Annotated in this window: 21 protein-coding genes, 1 other RNA gene and 1 pseudogene; 3 read left to right on the forward strand and 20 right to left on the reverse strand. The window is 65.3% G+C overall.

The window, feature by feature from the left end:
• Positions 1-406 precede the first annotated feature (406 nt).
• From AB0876_RS15515 to AB0876_RS15540, 6 genes and pseudogenes are all read right to left on the reverse strand, one after another.
• Positions 407-814, reverse strand: a complete 408-nt coding sequence (locus tag AB0876_RS15515; RefSeq protein ID WP_526042358.1) for a hypothetical protein — start codon at positions 812-814, stop codon at positions 407-409.
• A gap of 116 nt (positions 815-930) precedes the next feature.
• Positions 931-1,500, reverse strand: a pseudogene (locus tag AB0876_RS15520) (hypothetical protein); the annotation flags it as partial.
• Positions 1,501-1,574: 74 nt separating this feature from the next.
• Positions 1,575-2,129, reverse strand: coding sequence for a chorismate mutase (locus AB0876_RS15525; protein ID WP_526042359.1), 555 nt, complete (start codon positions 2,127-2,129; stop codon positions 1,575-1,577).
• Positions 2,129-3,169 carry an LmeA family phospholipid-binding protein gene (locus tag AB0876_RS15530; RefSeq protein ID WP_526042360.1) on the reverse strand — a complete coding sequence of 347 codons (1,041 nt, stop codon included), beginning with the start codon at positions 3,167-3,169 and terminating at the stop codon, positions 2,129-2,131. The genes AB0876_RS15525 and AB0876_RS15530 overlap by 1 nt, the downstream gene beginning before the upstream one ends.
• 62 nt (positions 3,170-3,231) lie before the next feature.
• Positions 3,232-4,398, reverse strand: a complete 1,167-nt coding sequence (locus AB0876_RS15535) for a hypothetical protein (protein WP_491838369.1) — start codon at positions 4,396-4,398, stop codon at positions 3,232-3,234.
• Complete coding sequence (locus tag AB0876_RS15540) at positions 4,391-5,341, reverse strand: metal-dependent hydrolase (protein WP_491838368.1); 951 nt, start codon at positions 5,339-5,341, stop codon at positions 4,391-4,393. Before AB0876_RS15540 ends, AB0876_RS15535 begins: the two co-directional genes overlap by 8 nt.
• Before the next feature lie 133 nt (positions 5,342-5,474).
• On the opposite strand from AB0876_RS15540, the gene AB0876_RS15545 reads away from it, so the two are divergent.
• The gene (locus tag AB0876_RS15545) at positions 5,475-6,092 is read left to right on the forward strand and encodes a TetR/AcrR family transcriptional regulator (protein ID WP_526042361.1); all 618 of its coding nucleotides are present in this window, start codon (positions 5,475-5,477) and stop codon (positions 6,090-6,092) included.
• Here AB0876_RS15545 and AB0876_RS15550 read toward each other — a convergent pair.
• Both AB0876_RS15550 and AB0876_RS15555 read right to left on the reverse strand, forming a co-directional pair.
• Positions 6,037-7,050, reverse strand: a complete 1,014-nt coding sequence (locus tag AB0876_RS15550; RefSeq protein ID WP_526042362.1) for an alpha/beta fold hydrolase — start codon at positions 7,048-7,050, stop codon at positions 6,037-6,039. The genes AB0876_RS15545 and AB0876_RS15550 overlap by 56 nt on opposite strands.
• An 18-nt stretch (positions 7,051-7,068) precedes the next feature.
• Positions 7,069-8,829 carry an N-acyl-D-amino-acid deacylase family protein gene (locus AB0876_RS15555; RefSeq protein WP_526042363.1) on the reverse strand — a complete coding sequence of 587 codons (1,761 nt, stop codon included), beginning with the start codon at positions 8,827-8,829 and terminating at the stop codon, positions 7,069-7,071.
• Positions 8,830-8,927: 98 nt separating this feature from the next.
• On the opposite strand from AB0876_RS15555, the gene AB0876_RS15560 reads away from it, so the two are divergent.
• Positions 8,928-10,259, forward strand: coding sequence for an aromatic ring-hydroxylating oxygenase subunit alpha (locus AB0876_RS15560; RefSeq protein WP_526042364.1), 1,332 nt, complete (start codon positions 8,928-8,930; stop codon positions 10,257-10,259).
• Positions 10,256-10,909 carry a TetR/AcrR family transcriptional regulator gene (locus AB0876_RS15565; protein ID WP_526042365.1) on the forward strand — a complete coding sequence of 218 codons (654 nt, stop codon included), beginning with the start codon at positions 10,256-10,258 and terminating at the stop codon, positions 10,907-10,909. The genes AB0876_RS15560 and AB0876_RS15565 overlap by 4 nt, the downstream gene beginning before the upstream one ends.
• Here AB0876_RS15565 and AB0876_RS15570 read toward each other — a convergent pair.
• From AB0876_RS15570 to prfB, 12 genes are all read right to left on the reverse strand, one after another.
• Positions 10,881-12,290: a glycoside hydrolase family 183 protein gene (locus tag AB0876_RS15570; RefSeq protein WP_491838362.1), complete on the reverse strand. Its 1,410-nt coding sequence runs from the start codon at positions 12,288-12,290 to the stop codon at positions 10,881-10,883. The genes AB0876_RS15565 and AB0876_RS15570 overlap by 29 nt on opposite strands.
• A gap of 463 nt (positions 12,291-12,753) precedes the next feature.
• Positions 12,754-13,026, reverse strand: coding sequence for a hypothetical protein (locus tag AB0876_RS15575; protein WP_491838361.1), 273 nt, complete (start codon positions 13,024-13,026; stop codon positions 12,754-12,756).
• Positions 13,027-13,136: 110 nt separating this feature from the next.
• On the reverse strand, positions 13,137-16,010 hold the full coding sequence (locus tag AB0876_RS15580; RefSeq protein ID WP_526042366.1) for an MMPL/RND family transporter: 2,874 nt from the start codon (positions 16,008-16,010) through the stop codon (positions 13,137-13,139).
• A 132-nt stretch (positions 16,011-16,142) separates the two neighbouring features.
• Complete coding sequence (locus tag AB0876_RS15585) at positions 16,143-16,877, reverse strand: YwaF family protein (protein ID WP_526042753.1); 735 nt, start codon at positions 16,875-16,877, stop codon at positions 16,143-16,145.
• A gap of 121 nt (positions 16,878-16,998) precedes the next feature.
• Positions 16,999-17,973: a cutinase family protein gene (locus AB0876_RS15590; RefSeq protein WP_491838359.1), complete on the reverse strand. Its 975-nt coding sequence runs from the start codon at positions 17,971-17,973 to the stop codon at positions 16,999-17,001.
• Between the two features lie 129 nt (positions 17,974-18,102).
• Positions 18,103-18,471, reverse strand: a transfer-messenger RNA (tmRNA) gene (gene ssrA, locus AB0876_RS15595).
• A 102-nt stretch (positions 18,472-18,573) separates the two neighbouring features.
• Complete coding sequence (gene smpB / locus AB0876_RS15600) at positions 18,574-19,065, reverse strand: SsrA-binding protein SmpB (RefSeq protein WP_448442783.1); 492 nt, start codon at positions 19,063-19,065, stop codon at positions 18,574-18,576.
• Positions 19,066-19,075: 10 nt separating this feature from the next.
• Entirely contained in the window at positions 19,076-19,972 is an 897-nt protein-coding gene (gene ftsX / locus AB0876_RS15605) for a permease-like cell division protein FtsX (protein ID WP_064878993.1), read from the reverse strand.
• Positions 19,973-20,662: a cell division ATP-binding protein FtsE gene (gene ftsE, locus AB0876_RS15610; RefSeq protein WP_055112280.1), complete on the reverse strand. Its 690-nt coding sequence runs from the start codon at positions 20,660-20,662 to the stop codon at positions 19,973-19,975. It abuts the gene before it with no gap.
• Positions 20,663-20,707: 45 nt separating this feature from the next.
• Positions 20,708-21,232 (reverse strand): Rv3103c family proline-rich protein, encoded by a 525-nt coding sequence (locus AB0876_RS15615; RefSeq protein ID WP_526042367.1) that lies wholly within the window; start codon positions 21,230-21,232, stop codon positions 20,708-20,710.
• Entirely contained in the window at positions 21,229-22,203 is a 975-nt protein-coding gene (locus tag AB0876_RS15620; protein WP_491838358.1) for a mechanosensitive ion channel family protein, read from the reverse strand. The genes AB0876_RS15615 and AB0876_RS15620 overlap by 4 nt, the downstream gene beginning before the upstream one ends.
• A gap of 6 nt (positions 22,204-22,209) precedes the next feature.
• Positions 22,210-23,319: a peptide chain release factor 2 gene (prfB, locus tag AB0876_RS15625; RefSeq protein WP_418020089.1), complete on the reverse strand. Its 1,110-nt coding sequence runs from the start codon at positions 23,317-23,319 to the stop codon at positions 22,210-22,212.
• Between the last annotated feature and the right edge of the window lie 69 nt (positions 23,320-23,388).

The following is a 23,388-nucleotide window of genomic DNA, read 5'->3' on the forward strand; positions in this document are numbered from 1 at the left end:
CTTGTTCGATGTCATGTCGTCGTCGATTCTTCCTGCCCGAACACTCGGGCAACAGAGTCCCACAACGACTGGACCACTACAGGGGGCTCACCTCACAGTCCGCAAACCGTGCAACCTGCCGGCCCAGATCCTGGCGTTGATCATGTGAAGACACCCGCGCATAGACGACTGTGCGACCGGCCTGCCCATTCTCTGGCGCATCGACCCAAATAGTCCCCGACTCCAACCGGCGAGCCGGCACCGGCATCCGGTCCTCACGAAACCACCGATACGCCGTCTGCGGATGCACACCATTCGCGCGCGCCCACTCAGACAACTTCACATACTCAATGAATCACACATTCGATCACGTTTACTCACACAACACCGAACAGGTCGCACCCTCAGTCCGTGGCCCTCCGGCACCTCACACCGACAACAGCCGGTTGAAGAAATCGCGGTAACGCGTCAGCGCCACGCGGAGATCCTCGGTGGAGGCCTCCTCGCCGCGAGACCACTGCGCCTCGAGTCGCGACCGGGTGTCGGCGAAGCTCGCGGTGAGCTCCTCGACGACTTCCGCCACAAGGTTGTCCGCTTTCTGCACACACTCTTTCGGATCGTCGACGAACGCCGCCTGAACATCATTCCAGCGCGAATGCAATCCGGACCGATGCTCGTCGGCGAACAACAGCGTGTTGTCGTCGTCCACCGGCTCGGCCTGGGCAGGCCTTGAATCTGGCTCGGGAGCGGGGCGCGCCGTACCGGCGTCACGGGTCTCGGGTACCTCCGCGTCCCGCGGCGGGGCGGTTGTCGTTTGTTCGTCGTGAGTGGTCATGCTCGCGCCTCCTTTGTCGAATCCGTGCCGGCTTGGTTCGTGCCGGTTTCACCCTCGGCTGGGGCGCCGCGCTCGCTCTGGGTCACGTGTTCGGCGGCCCGGGTATCGCGCCTGGTCCGCGTTTCGGGCCCCGCATGCGATTCCGGTGCATTGCCGACCAACTGCTCGAAGAGCGCGCGATAGTGCACGAGAGCCTCACGTTGCGCCTCGGTACCGATCTCCCCCTGCTCTTGAGCGAGGTGCAGGATGTGGGCGGAGCGGTAGTGCTCGACGACCTTGGGATGGTCGACCGAGATGTCAGCAGCACGCTGCTCGAAATCGTCTATCGGATAACCGCGTTCGCGCATCACCTCGGTCACCAGGCGATCTGCGTCGCCGACTGACTTCGCCGGATCGTCGACGAACCCGGCCTGGGTAACCCCCCACGCTTCGACGTACCGGGTCCGGGATTCGGGTGTCAACTCGTTGATCTTCAGTTTGTTGTGTTTGCGTTCGCGCGCAATCAGTTCCCGCTCCGCTGCGCGTTGACCGCCCGCTTTTTCGACGGCGTGCTCATACTCCGGCCCGAACTGTTCCCTGAGCCGCTCACTGCGCTTCTGACGCATCATCGACGCGCCCACGACCACCGCGAGCAACACGATGACCACGACGACTGCGGCGATGACGATCCAACTCCATGTAGGCATTTCCTGAACCTCCTGCGGCCAGGGATACCCGCCCACGGTCTACAGAAACGTCAATAGTGGGCTGTGCGCGGTAGTCAGCGGCAATAAGACCTGGTTGCGTGATCCAGCGCGCGCCGATACAACGGATCGAAATTTCGCGCTGTGGCCACGCTGTCGACAGCGCTCGCCAGGTCTGCCCGGCAGGCTGGTGAGTGCAAGGCCGGCCACTGGTCGGCGATCTCGTCGACCATCGTGTGGTTGAGCCCGTCGATCGTCGTCCTCGAGGCGGCCAGGTCGGGTGCGGTCACCGGCGCGGTCACCGGATCCAGTTTCCATTGCGAGAACAGGCCGTACTCCACGGCGACGGTCGCATCGATCTGATCCCGGAACACGTCCCGCACGTAGGCCGGGTCGAGGTGACGGCTGCCGGCCTCGGCGGTCGTGGCCTCGATGACCTGTTGTTCGCGTTTGGGGTCCTCGATCGGTCCACCGGTGCGGAACTTGTTGGCGGCCACCGGATCCGCCGTCTGCAGTCGCTGCGCGGCGGCATCGACGAGCGGCTGCAACGGGCTGGGCTCCTGCGCCCGGACCGGCGGCGCGGTGGACATGACTGCAAGTATCAGCGCTCCGGCCGCAGCGATTCGAAACATCAGAGCTTCGCGAAGCAGGCGTCGTCAGAACCGTCGTTGGGGATGGACGCGTTCTGGCTGGAGAACTTGCCGACCACGCCGGTGTCGGTCACCGAGACGCTGTCGGCGTGGATCCCCAGCGGGTAGGCGTCGTTGAGCTTCGTCATCAGGGCGTCGAGCGCCGTCTGCACGGTTTCCTTCTCGAACGGACCACTGACGTCGATGATCTGCAGGTCGAGGTTTCCGTCGTTCACCACCGGCTTGGCCGTCACCTTGGTATCCCCCACGGCCTCCATGGTGATGGTGCCCGCGGCCGGGTCCGTGCTCACGTCGGTCACCAAAGAGCCGACGCCCGGCAGGTTCTCGGCCACCGTGTCCTTGATCCCGGCCGCCGTCCAGGTCAAGGTGGCGCTCAACGATCCGATGGTGCCCTTGGAGTCCGCGGTGCCCTGCAACCTGATGTCGGACAGAGCCACGTCCGCGGTCATCCCCTTGGCAGCCTGCACCTGTTTGCCCCCGGTCTCCACCGAGATGTTGGTGTAGTGCCCGGTGATGTGCTGCCACAGGAACGGCGGGTTCACCCCGAAGGAAACCGAGGCGTTGTCCTCCACCACACATTCGGCGACGGCGACGAGCAGGGAGCTTGCCTTATGGCGGGCGAACAGTTCGCCGCCGGTCAGCCCGATCACCACAAGCGACACCGCGATGACGACGGCGAGGATGATCGCCTGCGGGCTACGCCATTGCGACGAGCGTTTCACCGGCTCGGGCTGCGGCTTCTCCGGTGCAGCTGGCGGCTTGGTCGGCGGTGGTCCCCCCGGACGGCCCGCGGCCGGTGGACGGGGCTTGGCGATCTTCTCGGTCGCGACCTCGGCGGGCTGCGGGCGCGCCCGGATCTTCTCGGTCGCAGCTTCGGGCGGTTGAGGACGGGCCCGGATCTGCTCCGTCGGCGCCTCGGGCCGGCCGGGACGGGGCAGCCGCCGGGTGGCCGGGTCGGGCGGCGGCACAGGGCCCCTGCCTCGCCGGCCGGGTTCGCCGGGGCGTTGCGGCGGTGTCGGCATCACCGCAATTCTGCCTCATCACCCACTGCGTCAGACGTGTGGCACGCCTGTGGGTTCGCTCCTCATTCCTGGCTCACTGCCATCCCGGGCGCCACCTCGTCGGGCTGTTGTTGCAGGTCAGCAGGATTTGCAGTGGCCGCTGCCGCGATCGACAGACCCGCGGTCACCAGGCAGGCCACTGTGTACCAGAGGCTCCCGGTGGGGTCGCCGGCGGCGGTGAGGCCGTCGACGGCGCCGAAGTAGGCCGGCAGCGCGGTCAGCCAGAGGACGGTCATGATGGCCAGGTACACCGCCGCATAGCGCAGGATGAGCGGATTGGAGTAACGCACGGTCGCAGGGTCGCGGTCCTTGCGCAGGCTCGACCATTGACCGAACAGCACCGGGATCGCCACCAGGACGAGCACCACGAGTTCGGCGGCGTAGATGAACCCACCGACGGTGGTGCTCCCGGAGATCGACGTGCCCACGGTGGCTGGCAGGGGCAGCACCGCGGTTCCGATCGAAGCCAGGACGCCGACGACGATGGTGCGGCCCAGGATCTGCAGCCCGGTGAAGGTCTTGCCGTCCTGGACGTGCCGGCCGACGAACAGCTGCACACAGAACGCCAGCGACATCGGCCACAGCGCGGCGAACACCACGACGCTGGGCAGCGGTACCGAATCGAAGAACGGCTGGTTCATCGGATGGTCCAGCGTCCACTCCCACCACCGGAGCTGCGGCCCGATGTGGTCGAAGATCTCGTAGAACGCGTGGTGGACGAACCCGACGCAGATCGCACCGATGAGCACGCCGCGGCGGCGGAAGACTCCGAGGATCCGGACGATCTCGTAGGCCACCGTCGCCATCATCGGATAGATCGCGACGATGTAGAGCGGCAGCCGGCCCCACAGGAAGTCGACGGTGAACACGTTGTGCGCGAACATCGTGTCGACGTGCTCGGCGATCCCGAATGCGCCGGGGAAATACAGCGGCGGCTCGATGATCAGCAGGTACGCGATGGCGCCGAACCACAGCACCAGGTTGGTCGGATCGTTGTGCCGACGCAGCCGCACGATCGCGTACACCAGGGCCAGCACCGCCCCGACGATCACGGTGAGCTCGAGCACCGGCAGGGTCCAGTTCTCTAGCCCGAACGGGTTGCGGAACTCGACCAGACCGCCTGCGGTGTCACAGGAAAAGCCCAGGCGCTGCGCCAAACCCGAGAATGTCGGAGTACACAGATCAGACATCGGCGGTGCTCGCTTTCTGCGCCGTGGCATCACCTGCGGTGTACCACTGGGTGACCTCGTAGCCGTCCTCGTAGCGCTGGAACCACTCGTCGGCCAGTGCCGGCAGTTTCTCGTGGGCCGGATTGTGGCCCGGGACCTGGCTGCGCACGACACCGGTCAGGGCGGTCAGCATCTCGCGCACCGGCAGATGCGCGAACGCGTTCTCCACCGGTCCGTCATACGGGGTCTTGGTGAACGGAAGCTTTTGCAGCAGAGCTTTTCTCCGTGCCTGCATACCGAACATCGACACCGCGTCGATCTGGCGCTCTTCCAGCGGAACGTGCTTGTTGAAGCCTTCGGTGGCGATCTTGAGCACCGCCCAGACGTGTTTGAAGATAGATGGCGCGACCCGCATCCGGTACCACGGATCGTCGGCCACTGCGTCATAGATGATCAACGCCGAGCTGCGGTGCTCGACCTCTTCGACGAAGTGCCACAGGAACAATGACGCCACCCGGTCGTCCCCCGGAGCGAACAGCGTGTCGTCATGGTCGAGCATCAGCTTGAAGACCGGGGTGAACGTCGCCTCCAGGTCGGCGGTGTAGGCCAACCGGTACTTCAGTGGTGTCTCGGCGGTGAGGTCGTCGTACGCCTTGACCACCTCGTCGAGGGTCTCCTTGAGACCCGGGTAGGTCTTGATCAGGCCCTTGGCGTGCTGGCGGTGGGCCATCGCGTGCTGGCCCTCCTGCCGCACGAAGGCCTGGGCCTCCTCGGCCACCTCCGGGTCGGTGATGAACGGCATGGCCTCGGTGATCATGTGGCCGATCATCTTCTCGAAGGCAATGGCCAGGAACGACACCGCGTTGGCCATCGACGAAAACGCCGGGTTGGCCTCGTTCCACAGGAAGGGGACGCGGTGGTCCGCGAACGCGAACCTCATCTTCCGCACGATCAGATCCGTCATCGGTGCCACCTCAGCTCATCCAAAGCAATCATACAAACAACGCGCTCTTTGTATGATTACTACACGCGGCCGCGGCCCGTCAACGGCGGGGGGCGATATCCTGCAGGAATGTTGCTGGCCAGGAATCCGGACCGTGGCGCGTAGACGCGGGTGGGACGGGCGACCGCCCGGCAGCGACGAAGAGGCTTCGGAACGCATCGTGGCCGCCGCCGTGCAACTGATCGCCGAGACGGGGACCGGGATCAGCATCGCCGACGTCGCGGCATCGCTCGGCGTCATCCGCCAGACCGTGTACCGCTACTTCCCCACCGCTGAAGCACTGATGCACGCGGCCGCGATCGCCGCGGTGGAAGGCTTTCTGGACCGGCTCGCCGAAAGCGTGCGAGGGATCACCGATCCCGCCGAGGCGATGACCGAGGGCGTCATGTTCACCCTGGAGGAAGTCACCCGGATACCGCACCTGCGGATCATGCTGTCCGGACCGCAGGCCGCCGCGAGTTCGGTCAACGTCGCCTCCGGCGAAGGTCAGGCCTTCGGCATGCGGATGATCACCCGGTTCGACGTCGACTGGGAGAAGTACGGATACGACGAATCCACGCTGCGCGAGCTGGTGGAATTCACCCTGCGCACGATGCTGTCGTTCTTCATCGCCCCCAACGAACCCGGCCGCAGCCGAGAAGAGCTGCGGCGCTTCCTCAGACGCTGGCTGGGCGGGGCAATTCTGGCTCAGCCGGCCGATGGCGCGCAATGACATCGCCGAACACCGCGGGGATCAGCCGGTTGAAGATATCGGCGCGCTCCCACTGCAGGAAGTGACCGGCACCCGGAACCACCAGCGGCCCAATGCGATTGAGAAACGCCCGCTCGGTGCGGGGTACAAAATCCTCTCCGACGACATGATCCTCGGGACCGTACAGCACCAGGGTGGGCACCTCGACCGCAGCCATCAGCGGGATCTCGGCCATGGCGCGGCCGTAGGCGAGTTGATACGACGCCCACCCCGCCCGTAGCCGCGCCTCGTCGGCAAAGGGCTCGGTCATGAAATCCACGTCGGACTGGGTGAACGCGTAGGCCGAGCCCCACAGCCGGTTGGTGTACATCGCCGCCACCCACTGTCTGCGCGCATCCGGAGTGGGCAGCATCTCTGCCAGTTCGTCAGGGAAGGCACCCTGCATCCAGCGGTAGTCCCCGGTGGGATCGGCTGCGCCGCCGACGAACCCCGGATGTTGCGTACCGATTCCCGAGTAGTCGACCCCCATGGGCGGCACGGTGTTGAAAACACAGAAGCGCGTGACGAATCCTGGATACCGGTGGATCAGGTCGGTGCTGACGACAGCACCGACATCGCTGGCCGCGATCAGGCAGGACTCGTGACCCAGATGTTCGTGGACCAACGCATACAGGTCGCGGGAGTACGTGACGATGTCGTGCTGATCGTCGGGCGGGATCGCACTGTCGCCCACGCCGCGCAGGTCCGGGACGATGACCTCGAAGCCGGCCGCGGCCAGTGCCTCGATGTTGCGCCACCAGATCCGCTTGGTTTCGGGGTATCCGTGTACCAGCAGGAGGGGCACACCGCCGATGCCCTCGCGGACGTACGCCAGCGAAACCCCTTCGGCGACAGCGGCAGTGTGGATCGTGAACGCGTCAGCGGCCGGCGCCGGAGGCTGGGCCGGACGCTGACGCGGGTCGTAACGGAAATCCGCCATGGCGAAAGACCCTACTGATCAGCGGGTCCCACGCACCAGACGACCCGGGCGGGCCCCGGTGTCCACTCCGTGCCGGCGGGTTACCGTGCCGCTGACGATCGTCGCCTCGTAACCGCTTGCCCCCTGCACCAACCGTTTTCCGCCGGCCGGCAGGTCATAGGCCATTCTCGGTGCATGCAAGGTCAGGCCATCCAGGTCGATCACGTTGACGTCGGCCTTCTTGCCCACACTGATCACGCCGCGGTCGGACATGCCGTAGAGCTGCGCGGTGTCGTGCGACTGCTTGCGGATCACGTACTCCAGCGGCAGCTTCTCGCCACGATGACGGTCACGAGCCCAGTGCGTCAGCAGGAACGTCGGGTAGGACGCATCACAGATCATGCTGCAGTGCGCGCCGCCGTCGGACAGACCCAGCACGCCGGCCGGATGCGTGAGCATCTCGCGGATCGCATCGTGATTGCCGTCGGAGTAGTTGAACATGGGGTACATCAACATGGCACCGGCATCGGCCTCGAGCATCAGGTCGTACATCGCGGCCAGCGGGTCCATGCCGCGCTGCTTGGCGATCGCCGCGACGGTGCGCTCGTCGGTCGGCTCATAGTCCGGCGGTTCACCGATGTGGTACAGGCGATTTGCCGCATTCTGCGCCAGCATGAACATGCCGTCGAACAGCTTGTTGGGATCGATCGGCAGGTCTTCTTCGGCCAGGATCGCCGCGCGTACCTTCGGGTCCGCGAGCCGCTCGGCGAGTTCCTCGCGCGTGCATTCGGCCTGCAGTCGCCGGTAGGTCGGGCGGTGGGTGAAGGCATGGTGACCGGGGAAGCCGAGCAGCATGCCGAACGGGCGCGCCGCCACCTGCGGGAACAGCCGGCTTCCCGCTTTGTGCGCCGCCGCCGACAGGTCGAGCTGCTCGCGCCACAGGTTGGGGTCGGCGTCGACCTGGATCAGGGCGAAGCTCAGCGCGCAGTCGATCTCCTCGCCGAGCCGACGCATCCAGTCCAGTTCCTTCTTGGGCGCGACGATGTCCTCGCCGGCGGCACCTTGGGGAGCCAGCTCGAAGACCGCGGCGCCACCGGCCGCGGTGGCCCGGCCCAGCGCGAACAACTCGTCCTCGGCGGCGAAGGTGCCGGGCACCGGCTCGCCGTCCATGGCAGTGTGCGCGATGGTGCGCGACGATGAAAACCCAAGCGCTCCAGCTTCGATGGCCTCCTGCACCAGTTTGGCCATGGCCTTGATGTCATCGGGTGTGGCCGCTTCGTTGCGGGCGCCGCGCTCCCCCATCGCGTAGGCCCGTATGGCACCGTGAGCGATCTGGGTGCCCATGTCGACGGCCAGTTCGCGCTTTCCGATCACGTCGAGGTATTCGCCGAAGGTTTCCCAACCCCAGGTGATGCCCTCGGTGAGCGCGGTGCCGGGGATGTCCTCGACACCCTCCATCAGGGAGATCAGCCATTCCTCCTGCCCGGGACGCACCGGCGCGAAGCCGACCCCGCAGTTGCCGGCCACCACGGTCGTGACGCCATGATTGCTGGACGGTTCGAGCACGGCGTCCCAGGAGACCTGGCCGTCATAGTGGGTGTGAATGTCGACGAAGCCGGGGGCGACGATCTTGCCTGTGGCGTCGATGGTTTCGGCGGCATCGCCGACCAGTGCCGGGTCGTCGGCGCCGCGCCGGTGCACCTCGACGATCTTTCCGTCCTTGATAGCAACGTCGGCGGTGAACCGGTCCGCACCGGTCCCGTCGACGACAGTACCGCCCGTGATTTTGAGATCGAACACGTTTTTGCTCCCTTGAGGCGTGGAGGCCGCTACGGTCGCAATGTAACACCGTTACATTGCGACGTCCCGAGATTCTCCTTCTCAGTGGGAGGTGCCCCATGACCCACAGCTCAACTGACACGCCCCGGCGGGCTGATGCGATCGGCGAACCGCCGGCGCGCCCCACCCGGGTCCCGGCCGAACGCTATACGTCGCCCGCGTTCGCGCGCCTCGAAGTGGAACGGATGTGGCCGCGGGTGTGGCAGCAGGCCTGCACGGTCGATCACGTGGCCGACCCCGGCGACTACTTCGAATACCGTTGCGGCCCCTACTCGGTGCTGATCGTCCGGGGGGACGACGGGGAGCTGCGCGCCTTCCAGAACGCCTGCCGGCACCGCGGCAACACCCTGTGTACCGGTGCCGGCTCCTCGCTGCGGGAACTGAAATGTGGGTATCACGGCTGGACGTGGGATCTGGCCGGGGCGCTCAAACGGATCCCGAACCGCAAAGGATTCGGGTCGGTGCACATGTCCGAGTTCCCACTGGCGCCGGTGCAGGTCGGCACCTGGGAACGGTTGGTCTTCGTCAACCTCGACCCTGCGGCGATGCCGCTGGCCGACTACCTGGAAGCGGTCCCCGGAGACATCGCCTGGTGCGGGCTCGGCGACTTCCGTTGCTACGCAACGATGACCATCGATGTCGAGGCCAACTGGAAGACCATCGCCGACGGCTACAGCGAGACGTACCACGTCCAGACCCTGCATCCCGAGCTGCACCGGTGCATGGACGACGTCTACGCACCCCAGACGATCTGGGGCCACACGGGCAAGTCCGAATCGTTGTACGGAGTGCCGAGTCCACGGCTGTCCGGCGCACTGAGTGACGAAGAGGTGTGGGACGCCTACGTGTACACCCAAGGTGCCCTGATGGGCGTCGCCGAGGGCACCCCGTTCCCGTCGGACCGGCAGTCCCCCGGGCAGTCGGTGGCCGACGTGATCGCCTCGCAGATCAGGGAATTCGCCGCCGGACGGGGCGTCGACATCAGCTGGGCCAGTACTGATCAGGTGATGTGCCTGCACCAGTACAACATCTTCCCCAACCTGACCCTGCTGGCCAGCGCCGACCATCTGACGGTGATGACGTCGTTACCCGGATCGGACCCCGACCGCGGGCAACTGGTGATGACGCTGATGGCCCGCATGCCGGCCCAGGCTCCGCGGGTGAACCCGACGGACGTCCGGATGGGTGCGGAGGAGGCGCACCCCGGCGTGGTGATGAGCCAGGACATCGCCGTGCTCACCGGCCTGCAGCGCGGATTGCACCAACCGGGCTTCACCGACCTGGTCCTGTCCGCTGAAGAGCGCAGAATCATCAACATGCACCGCAACCTTGAGCGCTACCTCGACCTACCCCGCTCCGAGCGCATCGCCGAGGCGGAAGCCGGCGAATGAGTCCGAAGCCGAAGCCGATCGACGCCGACATCATCCTCGATGCGGCGGCCGATCTCATCGAAAAAGATGGGGTGGAAGCGTTCTCGATGCGGGGGCTCGCCGAGCGCATCGGCGCGGCCGTCACGTCCATCTACTGGCACGTCGGGGGCCGTGACGCCCTGTTCGACAGCCTGGTCGACCGTCTGCTGACCGAGATGGCCGGCCTGCCCATGCACGGTGACCGCCCCGTGAATCGAATTGCCGCACTTGCCCGCAACCAGCGCAGCCTGCTGATCCGGCACCAGCATCTACTGGCGATCGCCCACGAGCGGGACCGCACCCCGACGTTGTTCCTGCCCGTACAACAGAGGCTCGCCGCCGAACTGGCTGAGATGGATGTGACCGGAACACGGGCCGCACTGGTGCTGCGGGCCGTGCAGGTGCACGTGATCTCCTCTGCGGTGATGCAGTTCTCGGCGGTGCGCGGCCCCCGGCATCAGGAGGAGGATCCGTCCCTGTGGACCGCCGACTGGCCGGATCAGGCGCTCGTCGCCGCCCTGCAGTCCCCCACCGACTACGACGCGGTGTTCGAGTACGGCCTCGACGCCCTGCTGGCGCCGCTGCGGCCGGTCAATGGCCGGGTCAGGGCAACACGGTCTTCATCAGCATGACGTTGTAGGCGGACCACAGCGACAGGTTGTAATACAGCTCCTTGCCCGTCGACCACGGATGCAGATACGGCGCGTAGATGCCGCCAGGGATCTGTGACGACGGCGCGATCAACTGCTCGGGCCCCCACGGGCCCTGCGGCGCCGGCGCGGTCCGCATCACCACGTCGTTCATCCCGTTGCCGTACAGCACCAGGTACTGCTTGAGATACGTGTTGTACTGGGCCGACATCTCGCTCACGGGACCCGGGATCACCGGCGTCGCCGCGGCCGGATTGCCCGGTACCCAGGCGTTGTTGTCCGCGTTCCAGTACTCGTACTTGGTGAGATCCGGGATGAGTCCCGGAGCCACCCGCGCGATGTAGGCCGACCCGCCGCGCCCGTTCGGCGTGCCGAACGTGTAGATGTACGGATCACCGGGGCCCGGTTTGAGGAACGCACCCATCTGGAAGTTCTCGTTACCTCCGCCGGGCGGCCGGATCGTCCCGGGGTACACGCCCCAGTTCTCACCGTTGTCCGGCGACATCGCGATCGCCGAGAAGTTGGTCGACCACGCACCGGGACTGTCCCAGTTCCGGATCGACATGAAGTTCAGATATTGATTGCGCCCGACCGAGATTCCCGCCGTCGGGATGATACCCGTCTCCTCGGGCGCCCGGCCGATGCTGTTGATGATCTGCTTGGAGATGCCCTGGCGCCACACCGGAGAACCGGAGTACTTGTTGGCCACCACACCATCGGGCACCGCGACGGTCTTCGACAGCGATCCGTCCTGACTGCGGAACAACGCGTTGTACCGCCACTGCTTTCCGGGAATCCCGCAGTAGCCGTTGGTGTCGCCGAAGGCCATCAGCACCTGACGGTTCACCGGATCCCCGTTGTCCCACATGATTCCGAGGTCAGTTCCGGTGATGGCGAAGCGTTTGATCGTCTGGTTGGGACTGTCGGGACCGGTCACCCAACCCACGATCGACGTGCCAGGAGGCGCACCCGGGGCCGGTTGGGCCGCCGGCGCCGGAGCCGGCTGAGGCGCCGCCGGAACCGGAGCAGGCTGAGCCGCATTCGGGACCGGCTGAGCACCACCAGGATTGGGTGCAGGCACGACGGCCGCTTTCTGCCTGACCTGTCCGGAGTTCGGCATCAGCGCCTTCAGCAGGGCCAGTGGCAACTGCCCGAGTTTGGGCAGGGGGGCCCGGTCGTTGGCCCCGGCGGGCATATGCCCGATCGGGCGGTTGAGCGGCGCGAGCCGGGACGGCTTCGGAATCTGGAAGGCCTGATTCGGGAGGGGTTGCGCGGCCGCAGCGGCGCCTTCGCAGGGTTCGGCCGATGCCGCCGGCGCCACCCCGACGGCGACGACAAGCCCGATTGCGGCCGCCGCTGCCATCGTCGAAGCACCTCGAGGACGTCGCGACATGTCACACCTTCCCAATGCAGGGACGTCGACATGACGTCACAGTTGGCTGATGTGACGTTAGTGATCAATGGTGTCGATGTGACCAGTGATGCACCGATAGGTATCGTCCCGTGACCGTGTCGCAACCGACGCGGCGTGTTGCCTTCGACCGGGAAATTCGATGTCAACCGCGTGGGACAGCTCAGCTCGCCCCACGAACGCTCCCCACGAACGAGCGTTCCGCACTACGGTGGGAAGTGGTGGAACTATCGAAACGAGCGAGAGGGATCACCATGGCAGGAACATTCGATCCGAAAAAGGGCGGCAAGTTCGAGCCGACCACGAAGGCCAAGCCGCCGCCACCTCCGCGGCCCGGCGGCAACAAGAAGTAATCTCCGCGAAACTGCCCACGTGCGAGCGTTTCAGCTCATACGTGGGCAGTTTCGTTTGCAGATCAGCTACAGACTTGCACCAACCGGAAAGGTCCGGTGGCACATACCGACGGCGGTCCGTATCCGCCATAACCCCAACCAGCCCCGTAGGAGGGAGGCGGGGGCGGCGGACCCCATGGGCCCGGGCCGTAACCCCAGCCGGGATGTTCGGCCCAACCAACTCCGGAGCCGACCACCGGCGACGGAGCAGCGTTAGCCACACCCGAGCCGATACCGAGGGCGGCCAATCCGAGCGCTCCGGCCGCTGCGGCGCTGATCGCGATGGACTTCAACATTTCGCAACACCTCTTGACTTGCAGAACCCACGACTGTGGATCGCCCCGTCGGTCCAGAGTCGGCGGAAGTGTTCGATTTCGACTTCCACCAATTATGTTAGATCTACTTATTAAGTCTGGGCTGTGTAGACGCTTTGTGTGTTTCGGTCCTGCTGCAGAGACGCCAGACGTCGCTTCGACGCAGCCGACTGGATGACCTGAGGCCACCAGAACCACCGGCCCAACAGAGCCGCGATCGCGGGGGTCATGAACGACCGCACGATCAGCGTGTCGAACAGCAGGCCGAGCGCGATCGTGGTGCCCACCTGCGCCATCACCTTGAGATCACTAAACGCGAATGACGCCATGGTGAAGGCGAACACCAGACCCGCCGAGGTCACCACCGAACCGGTGCCCGCCATCGCCCGGATGATGCCGGTCTTCAGGCCACCGGAGAGCTCTTCCTTGAAGCGGGACACCAGCAGCAGGTTGTAGTCGGACCCGACCGCCAGCAGCAGGATGACCGACATGGCCAACACCATCCAGTGCAATTCCAGGCCGAGGAGGTGCTGCCAAACGAGAACGGACAGGCCGAATGAGGCGCCGAGCGACAGCAGCACCGTGCCGACGATCACCGCTGCCGCCACCGCACTACGGGTGATCAGCAGCATGATGATGAAAATCAGTGACACCGCGGCGATTCCGGCGATCATCAGATCGTAGAACGACCCGTCCTTCATGTCTTTGTAGGTGGCCGCGGTACCCGCCAGATAGATCTTGGAACCTTCGAGCGGCGTGCCCTTGAGCGCTTCCTTGGCGGCCAGCTTGATCGGCTCCACATGGTTCACGCCCTCCGGCGTCGCGGGGTCGCCCTCGTGACTGATGATGAACCGCACCGACTTTCCGTCGGGTGAGATGAAGTTCTTCATGCCGCGCTTGAAGTCCTTGTTGTCGAAGGCTTCCGGCGGAAGATAGAACGTGTCGTCGTTGCGCGCCTCGTCGAAGGCCTTCCCCATCGCCGTCGAATTCTCTTGCATGGCAGCCATCTGATCCTGCTGACCGGCCTGGGTGGCCCGCTGCGTCAGCATCATGGTCTTCATGGACTTCATCGACTCGATCTGCTCTGGCATCAACGCGGCCAACTGCGGCATCAACGTGTCGAGGTGCTCCATGTCAGGCAGGAGTTCCTGAATGTCGTCGGTCAGAGGGTCGATCCCGTCGAGGGTGTCGAACATCGACCGGACCGACCAGCACAGCGGAACGCTGGCGCAGTGCGGTTCCCAGTAGAGGTAGTTGCGCAGTGGACGCAGCCAATCGTCGAAATCGCCCAGATGGTCCCGCAATTCGACGACGTCGAGAGTCATCGTCTTCATCTTGGTGACCATCGAATGGGTGATGTCGGCCATCTGCAGGGTCAGCTGCGACATCCGTTCCATCGTGTCGATGGTCTTCTGCATCTCGTCGGCCTGAACGAGCATGTCAGCCATCCGGTCCTGGTTGTACTTCCGGTTCATCGTGTTCGTCGTGCCCTGCCGGCTGAGCAGGAACGGGATCGACGTGTGCTCGATGGGCCGGCCGTTGGGCCGGGTGATGGCCTGCACGCGGGAGACTCCGGGGACCCGGACGATCCCCTTGGCGATCTTGTCGATGACGAGGAAGTCTGCGGGGTTTCGCAGGTCGCGGTCGGTCTCGATCATCAGCAGTTCCGGATTCATCCGCGCTGCGCTGAAATGCCGTTCGGCAGCCTGATATCCGACATTGGCGGCCAGATCTGACGGCAAATACTTGCGGGCGTCGTAATTGGTCTTGTAACCCGGCAGCGTGAGCAGGCCGATGAGGGCCAGGCCCAGCGTCGCGGCCAGAATCGGGCCGGGCCACCGGACCACCGCGATGCCGACCCGGCGCCAGCCGCGCGACCGGATACTGCGTTTGGGCTCGAAACGCCCGAACCGGCTGCCGATCACGATGACTGCCGGGCCCATCGTCAGCGCGGCGATGACCGCGACGAACGTGCCCACCGCGCATGGCACTCCCATGGTCTGGAAGTACGGCAGGCGGGTGAAGCTCAGACACAGCATCGCGCCGGCGATCGTCATGCCGGACCCGAGCACCACGTGGGAGGTACCGCGGAACATCGTGTAGTACGCGGTTTCCCGGTCTTCACCGGCACCGCGCGCCTCTTGATAGCGACCGATCGCGAAGATCGCATAGTCGGTTCCCGCGGCGATGACCATCAGCGTCAGGAGATTGACCGCGAAGGTGGACAAACCGATGATGTCGGTGTGCGCCAGGAAGGCCACGATGCCGCGCGCCGCACCGAGCTCCATGAACACCATCAGCAGCACCAGGATCATGGTGGCGATCGAGCGGTAGACGATCAGCAACATCACCGCGATCACGACGAGCGTGATGGCGGTGACCCGCGCGACGCTCTTGTCGCCCGCGTGGTGCTGATCGGAAACCAGTGGCGCCCCGCCGGTCACGTACACCTTGATCCCCGCCGGCGGCGACGACTGGTTGACGATGTCGCGCACCGCGGCCACCGAATCGTTGGCCAGCGTTTCGCCCTGGTTGCCCCGAAGGTAGACCTGGACGTAAGCCGACTTGCCGTCGTTGCTCTGTGCGCCCGAGGCCGTCAGCGGGTCGCCCCAGAAATCGGCCACGTGCTGCACGTGGGCGGTGTCAGCCTCGAGCTTGTCGACGATGCCGTCGTAGTAGTGGTGTGCGTCGTCACCCAGGGGTTGCTCGCCTTCCAGCACCACCATGGCGTTGCTGTCGGAGTCGAACTCCTGGAAGTCGCTGCCGATCTTGCGCATGGCGATCATCGCCGGAGCGTCTTTGGCGCTCAGTCCGACGGTGTGCTCCTCGCCGACCTTCTCCAGCGGCGGAACGAGAGCATTCGTCAGGACGGTCAGTGCCACCCAGCCGAGCAGGATCGGCACGGCCAGCACGCGGATGAAGCGAGCGATGCCCGACCTGTTCTGTGCGCCGCTGTGGCTACTCATCGCGTGCCCTTGGTGTACACACAACCCGCCCCTTCGATCAGGCCACTGTCGCCCAATGGGACAGGTCGCAAGCGATACACATTCGCAGTCGCGCGTAATATACCTAGCCTGTCAAAGTGTCAGTGTCAATAATCACTTCGCCGGTCCACTGACAGCTATTTCACAGCTGGAGCGCATCCGTTCCCACGGCCAGGTCATCAACGCCCACACGATCAGCACGATCACGACCTCGACCAGCAGATACACCGGCCACGGACCCAACACATCCAGCAGTGACGCGGTGGGCGGCTTCGCGTTCAGGTAGCCGTAATTGGCTCCGGTGATCGCGTTGAAAATGAAGGTCACGGCCCCCCACGTGAGCGTCGCGATGACCGCGAAGCGGTAGTCACGCCACCGCGGTCGCATCCCACGGCCCCAGGTGAGATAGATGGCCGCCCAGACAACGAGCACGTGGAGGGTGAAGAACGTGATGAACAGGTGGTGGGGGAAGTCCGGAGCTCCGTCTTTTGCCGTGCCGATGTCCGGCGTGATCAAAGCCTGCGAACTCAGGACGAGGCCCCAGTAATAGGTGAGGACGAAGGCCCAATGCCGTTGCGACCACAGGGCATACGCCGCTGCGAGCTCGGCGAGGTCGCACAACTGGAGCGGCACCGAGGTGTCGATGGTGGGGTCGACCAGCTTGTAGGCCAACGCCACGAGAAATGCCGCGATGAGCGCAACCGCCAGGACACGGCTCAGGATCCGGGCCTGCGGCTGTGTCTGCCGCCGGCCGATCACCACCAGCAGCGCCGCGCCGGCCGCGAACACCGCCAGCACCACCAGGTGTGACGGGCCGTATGCCGAGAACTCGCGTTGTGCAGCCAACAATTCGATCAACTCCCCCGTTTCAGCGCAGGGAACGATTACCCATGATCGCAGGTGGGGACGCGTCTCTGCGCTGAAAAACGAAGAAGGGCCGCATCTCTGCGGCCCCTGCCCCGTGGACTACCTAGACCCACCCGGTACCGGAGGACGGTGCGGAAGGACCGGGTGTCGACGTGCCCGACCCGGGTGGCTGCGTTCCGTACCCAGGTGCGTCCGGGCTGTACCCCGGCGCCGGGCCGTACCCCGGTTGCTGACCGTGCATCGACGTGTCCGGGCTGGAGCCCGGCAGTGGGCCATACACCGGCGTCGGACCGGACCCTGGCAATACGCCGAACTCAGGCAGCTGACCGTAATCCGGCAGCGCCGGGCCGTACCCGGGTACCGATTGGCCAGACCCGGCGAGCAGCTTCGACGCGATGAATGACGCCGCCTGGGTGGTGTACACGGGGACGTAGCCCTCGGTGTGCCCACTCCACTCGTTGCCCTGACCCTCGTGACAGATCGGATCCATGGGGTTGCACAGGTCGATCGCCTTGGACCCGTACAGCGCGCTCTGGGTTGCTATCGATTGCTTGGTACGAGTGCCGACGTCGCCGAAGGTGGTGATCGCCACGACGTTGTCGGCGTATTCACGCGGGAGCGAATCGCCCCACGTGATGTTGCCCAGCGGGTTGCCGGCCACGATGTTGATCACGCTCGCGCCCTGCGAGTATCCGCCCAGCACGATCTTGGTGTCAGGGCAGGAGGACAGCGTGGACTTGATGTGGGAAATCGCGTCTTTGGCGCCGTCGCCGCCGTGCAGCTGCAGCTTGCTGGCCTTGTAGTTGACCCCGTAACTGTCGATCTTCATGCCGGCGGTCTGCTTGCGCAGCGCATCGACGAGGGCATCGCCGACCCGGCCCATACCGGCCGGCTCATCGGTGCCACGCGCGAAGACGACCTCCGCATCGGCACAGTCGGCGGCCGCCGCTATCGGCGGCGCGGTGAAAGCGGCGAGCGGAGCTCCCGCGGTGAGAAGTGCAGCAGCGCCAAGCCCGACCCAGCGACCACCTGACCGCGCACTGCCCTGCTGAGGGCGACGTTTGCGGTGAGAAAACATGCCTCAATCTAACCCGTAACCAGGACGAGTGGACCCATGCGTGGGGATGGCCAGCCCAAGCGCCGTGGTCAAAGGGTGATGACAGAAAAGAAAACAGGCCAGGGATTAGATCCCTGACCTGCATCTTCTCGGTGGAGCTGCCGGGAATTGAACCCGGGTCCTACGGCATGTCCTCGAGGCTTCTCCGTGCGCAGTTCGCTGTGCCTCTACTCGGATCTCTCAGTCACGCGAACAAGCCGAGATGACGATCCCAGTCGCTGTTTGATGTCCCCACGGATTCCGCGACCGAACCCGTGGGTGGGTCCCTCTAGCTGATGCCAGGGTCCGGGCCGAGGGCGCTCCCGGTCTGACAGACACGCAGTCGCTTAGGCAGCGAGTGCGTAGTCGCGCTGATTGGAATCGGCGCTTAATTGGTTGCAACGACGCTTACGGTGGTCTCTTGCCTGCACCGGCACGCTTCCCTTGATTCGATGCGCGAAGTCGAAACCGATCAGCCCCTCGCATCCCTGCCGAATCTCGGCAGGACAGTCAATGGTACGCCAGACCCAACGGCGAACGCCAAGTGATTATTCCGGGGCCTTTTCGTGTCGGCCGCGGTGCTCAGGCCATGCCCTTGGCGCGGCGGCCCAACTCGCGGGTGATCTCACGGTCGGCGTCACGCTTGGCCAGATCGTGGCGTTTGTCGTGGGCCTGTTTACCGCGGGCCAGCGCCAGCTCCACCTTGACCTTGCCGTCGGAGAAGTACATCGACAGCGGTACCAGCGTCAGGTTGCCGTCGCGGATCTTGCCGATCAGGTTGTCGATCTCCTTGCGGTGCAACAGCAGTTTGCGGTTGCGCCGCGGCGCGTGATTGGTCCAGGTGCCGTGGTGATACTCCGCGATGTGCACGTTGCGCAGCCAGATCTCGCCGTCGTCGACCGTGGCGAACGCGTCGGCCAGTGAGGCCTGTCCTTCACGCAGACTCTTGACCTCGGTACCCATGAGCGCGATGCCCGCCTCATAGGTATCGAGGATCATGTAGTTGTGCCGCGCCTTGCGATTGCTGGCCACAATCTGCTTATTGCCGGCGGGGCTGGACTTCTTGGTCGCCACTAGTTCACGACTACCTTCGTATGTAGAGCCGCAGCGTCACGTACGCGGTAATCCCGGACATCGCCAGGCCGAGGAACAGCATCCATGGTGCGCTGAAGTAGAGCACGTCAGCGTAGTCGACCCTGGCAATCAAATTCGACTGATAAAACTGGTCGAGCGCCTTCTCCAGGAACACCGCTCGCACCACTATCAGGCCGACGATCGCGATCACCACACCGATCAGGGCCGCGATCATCGCCTCCACGAGGAACGGCAACTGGGTGTACCAGCGGGTCGCACCGACCAGGCGCATGATGCCGATCTCGGTCCGCCGCGTATACGCGGCCACCTGGACCATATTGGCGATCAGCAGCACGGCACCGACCGCCTGCACCAGCGCCACCGCGAACGCGACGCTACTGAGCCCGTCGAGCACGGCGAACAACCGGTCGATCAGGTCCTTCTGGTTGAGCACGTTGAGCACACCGGGCTGACCCTGCATCGCCTTGTCGAACGCCTCGTGCTGCTCCGGGTCGTTGAGCTTGACGATGAACGACGCCGGGAACGCGTCCTTGCCCGCGACGTCCTTGTACTGCGGGAACTTCTTGATCGCGTCGTCGTAGGCCTGCTCGCGGTTGAGGAAGCTCAGCGAGCGCACGTCGTCGCGGTCGTCGATCATGCGGTACAGCGCCTTGCACGCTTCTTCGTCGCAGTTCGGGTCGTTGGCCGAGATGTCGTCGGTCAGGAACACCTGGCTCTCGACGCGGTCCAGGTAGATGTCGCGGGACTGGTCGGCCAGCCGCACCACCAGCAGGCCGCCACCGAACAGGCCGATGGAGATGGCCGTGGTCAGGATCATCGCCACCGTCATCGTGACGTTGCGACGAAGTCCGGTCAGAACTTCATTGACAAGAAAGCCGAAGCGCACTTAGCGATCCATTCCGTAGACGCCGCGCTGCTCATCACGGATCAGCCGGCCGAGTTCGAGTTCGACGACCCGCTGGCGCATGGAGTCGACGATGTGATGGTCGTGGGTGGCCATCAGCACCGTGGTGCCGGTCCGGTTGATCCGTTCCAGCAGGTCCATGATGTCCTTGCTGGTCTCCGGATCCAAGTTTCCGGTGGGCTCGTCGGCGATCAGGACCAGTGGACGGTTGACGAAGGCGCGCGCGATGGCGACGCGCTGCTGCTCGCCGCCGGACAGTTCGCTCGGCAACCGATTGGCCTTACCGGACAGGCCGACCATCTCCAGCACGTCCGGGACCACCCGGTTGATCACCTCGCCACGCTTGCCGATCACCTCGAGCGCGAACGCCACGTTCTCGAACACCGTCTTCTGCTGCAACAGGCGGAAGTCCTGGAACACGCAGCCGATGACCTGACGCAGGCTCGGCACGTGCCGGCCGGCGAGCTTGTTGACGTGAAACTTGGACACCCGGATATCACCGGAGGTGGGCGTCTCGGCTGCCAGCAGCAGCCGCATGAACGTCGACTTGCCCGAACCCGACGGGCCGATCAGGAAGACGAACTCACCCTTGTCGATTTTCAACGAGACGTCATCGAGCGCTGGGCGCGCCGAAGACTTGTAGTGCTTAGTCACGCGGTCGAGGGTGATCATCACGGCACGCCAGTGTAGCGGGGCGGAAGTATCCGGCAGGTCAGGCTATCGCGGCAATGTCGGGGCCGCCGGTTCCTGGCCGGGTAGCGACTGCTCGGTAGGCGGGGCGGGTGCAGGCGCAGGCCCCAACGGCAACGTGATGGGCGGGATCAGTCCCGGGCCGTCCGGATCGAACACCGTCGTCCGCGGCGCCCCGGGCAACGGCGTGGTGGTGGGACTGGTCGACTCTCCGGGCACCGGCTCGGTCGGCGTCGTGGTCTCCGTCGGCGTCGTCGTCTCCGGTGTGGTGGTCTCGGTCGTCTCCGGCGTCTCCGTCGGCGTCGTCGAGCGAGGGGTCTGCAGCTTGGTGCGTGGCACCCAGGTGTAGTCGGGGTCGGGCACGAACCCGGGCGGGACCACCTGGGTGTCGGGCGATTGCGGCGCGGTCTGCTTGGGCCGGTACTCCTGCTGCACCCACGACAGCGCGATGAACGCCACGATCAGCACCACCGTCGAGGTGCGAACGCGGCCCAGCCTGCTACGCCAGAGCTTTTCGGCGGCGTCAGTCACCTTGCTGAAGTCGGGTTTCACTTCTTCGACTCCTGAGCCGATGCCGGGGGCGCCGCGACCGTCTCGGCGACCGCGGCCGGATGGATGACGTCCCCGGCCGCTGCGACCGATGCGTCTGACGAGGCCACGCCGGCCCGGCGCAGTGCGCGCACCACCCGTATTCGCAGCCGTCTGCCCACGTCGAACTGTTTGCCCGGCAGCGTGCGTGCGACCATTCGCAGGTTCACGGTGTCGACTCCGAGGCTCTCGATGCCCATCAACTGCGGCTTGTCGAGCAGAAGCTTGGACAGCTCGCCGTCTTCGGCCGCCTTCTCGGCGACGTCGTTGAGTACATCGTTGACCAGGTTGAGGTCGACCGTGGCCGGTATGGGGATGTCGACGACGGCGCGCGCCCAGTCCTTGGACAGGTTGAGCGCCTTGACGATCTGCCCGTTGGGCACGGTGTACATCTCGCCTTCGGAGGACCGCAACTTGGTGACCCGCAGCGTGACGTCCTCGACCGTGCCCTCGGCCTCATTGGCGGCGGCGATGGTCAGCCGTACCAGATCACCGAACCCGTACTGCTTCTCGGTGATGATGAAGAAGCCGGCGAGCAGGTCCTGCACGATGCGCTGCGCGCCGAAACCGAGGGCGGCACCGAGCACCGCGGCCGGGGCCACCAGCGAGGCGATCGGTACCGCGAGCGCATCGGTGACCTCGACGAGCACGATGATGAACAGGACGGCCACCGACACCCAGGAGATCACCGAGGCGACCGCTTGCCGATGCTTGGCGCTCTCCGAGCGCACCAGCTGGTCGCTCTCCTGATATTCGGCGTCGATCCGGCGCACCACCCGTTGGGCGGCCCAGTTGATGAACCGCGCGGCGAGCAGGCCCCCGATCAGCAACAGGGCGATGTGCAGGCCGGTGGTCAGGATCCACACGCCGATCTCGCCGACCCAGAAATCGTGCCAGCGGTCGGCGAGAGGAAGGGCAAGCACCGTATTAGTCATCGTCAATCAGTCGTCGTCGTCTTTTCGGTTGCGCCATCTGATTCCTGCTTCCAGGAATCCGTCGATGTCTCCATCCAGCACCGTGGCCGGGTTTCCGACCTCGTACTCGGTGCGCAGATCCTTCACCATCTGATAGGGGTGCAGCACATAGGACCGCATCTGGTTGCCCCACGAGCTGCCACCATCCCCCTTGAGCGCGTCCATCTCGGCGCGCTCCTCCAAACGCTTACGTTCCAGCAGGCGGGCCTGCAGCACGCGCATCGCCGCAACCTTGTTCTGCAGCTGCGACTTCTCGTTCTGACAGGTCACCACGATGCCGGTGGGAATGTGGGTGAGCCGGACTGCGGAGTCGGTGGTGTTGACCGACTGCCCGCCAGGACCGCTGGAGCGGTACACGTCGACGCGTAGGTCGCCTTCGGGGATCTCGATGTGGTCCGTGGTTTCCACCACCGGGAGCACCTCGACGTCGGCGAACGACGTCTGGCGGCGGCTCTGGTTGTCGAACGGGCTGATCCGCACCAGCCGGTGGGTGCCCTGCTCCACCGAGAGGGTGCCGTAGGCGAACGGGGCGTGCACGGCGAAGGTCGCGCTCTTGATCCCGGCTTCCTCGGCATAGGACGTGTCGAACACCTCGACCGGGTAGTCGTGCTTCTCGGCCCAGCGGATATACATCCGCATCAGCATCTCGGCCCAGTCCGCGGCGTCGACGCCACCGGCGCCGGAGCGGATGGTGACGACGGCCTCGCGCTCGTCGTATTCACCGGAGAGCAGGGTGCGGACCTCGAGGGTCTCGATCTCCTCGCGAAGCTTGACGAGTTCGGCGTCGGCCTCGGCGACTTCTTCGTCACCACCCTCTTCGGCGGCGAGCTCGAACAGCACCGGCAGGTCCTCGACACGCTGACGCAGGTCCTGCACCCGGCGCAATTCACTCTGCGCGTGCGAGAGCTCACTGGTGACCTTCTGGGCGCGCGACTGGTCGTCCCAGAGGTTCGGATCGGAGGCCTGCTGCTCGAGCATGTCGATCCGCTGGCGCAGGCCATCGATGTCGAGCACCCGCTCCACGGTCGTCAGGGTGGTGTCGAGTGCGGCTACGGCGGCTTGGCGGTCTGGATCCACGAATGTTCAGGGTACCCGGCGGCATTTCGGCGGCAGTTCTCTCCGACTGGCGGCAGCGCAGACGATCTG

It is taken from the genome of Mycobacterium sp. NPDC049093 (assembly GCF_040704635.1).
In the GTDB taxonomy this organism is placed as follows: Bacteria; Actinomycetota; Actinomycetes; order Mycobacteriales; family Mycobacteriaceae; genus Mycobacterium.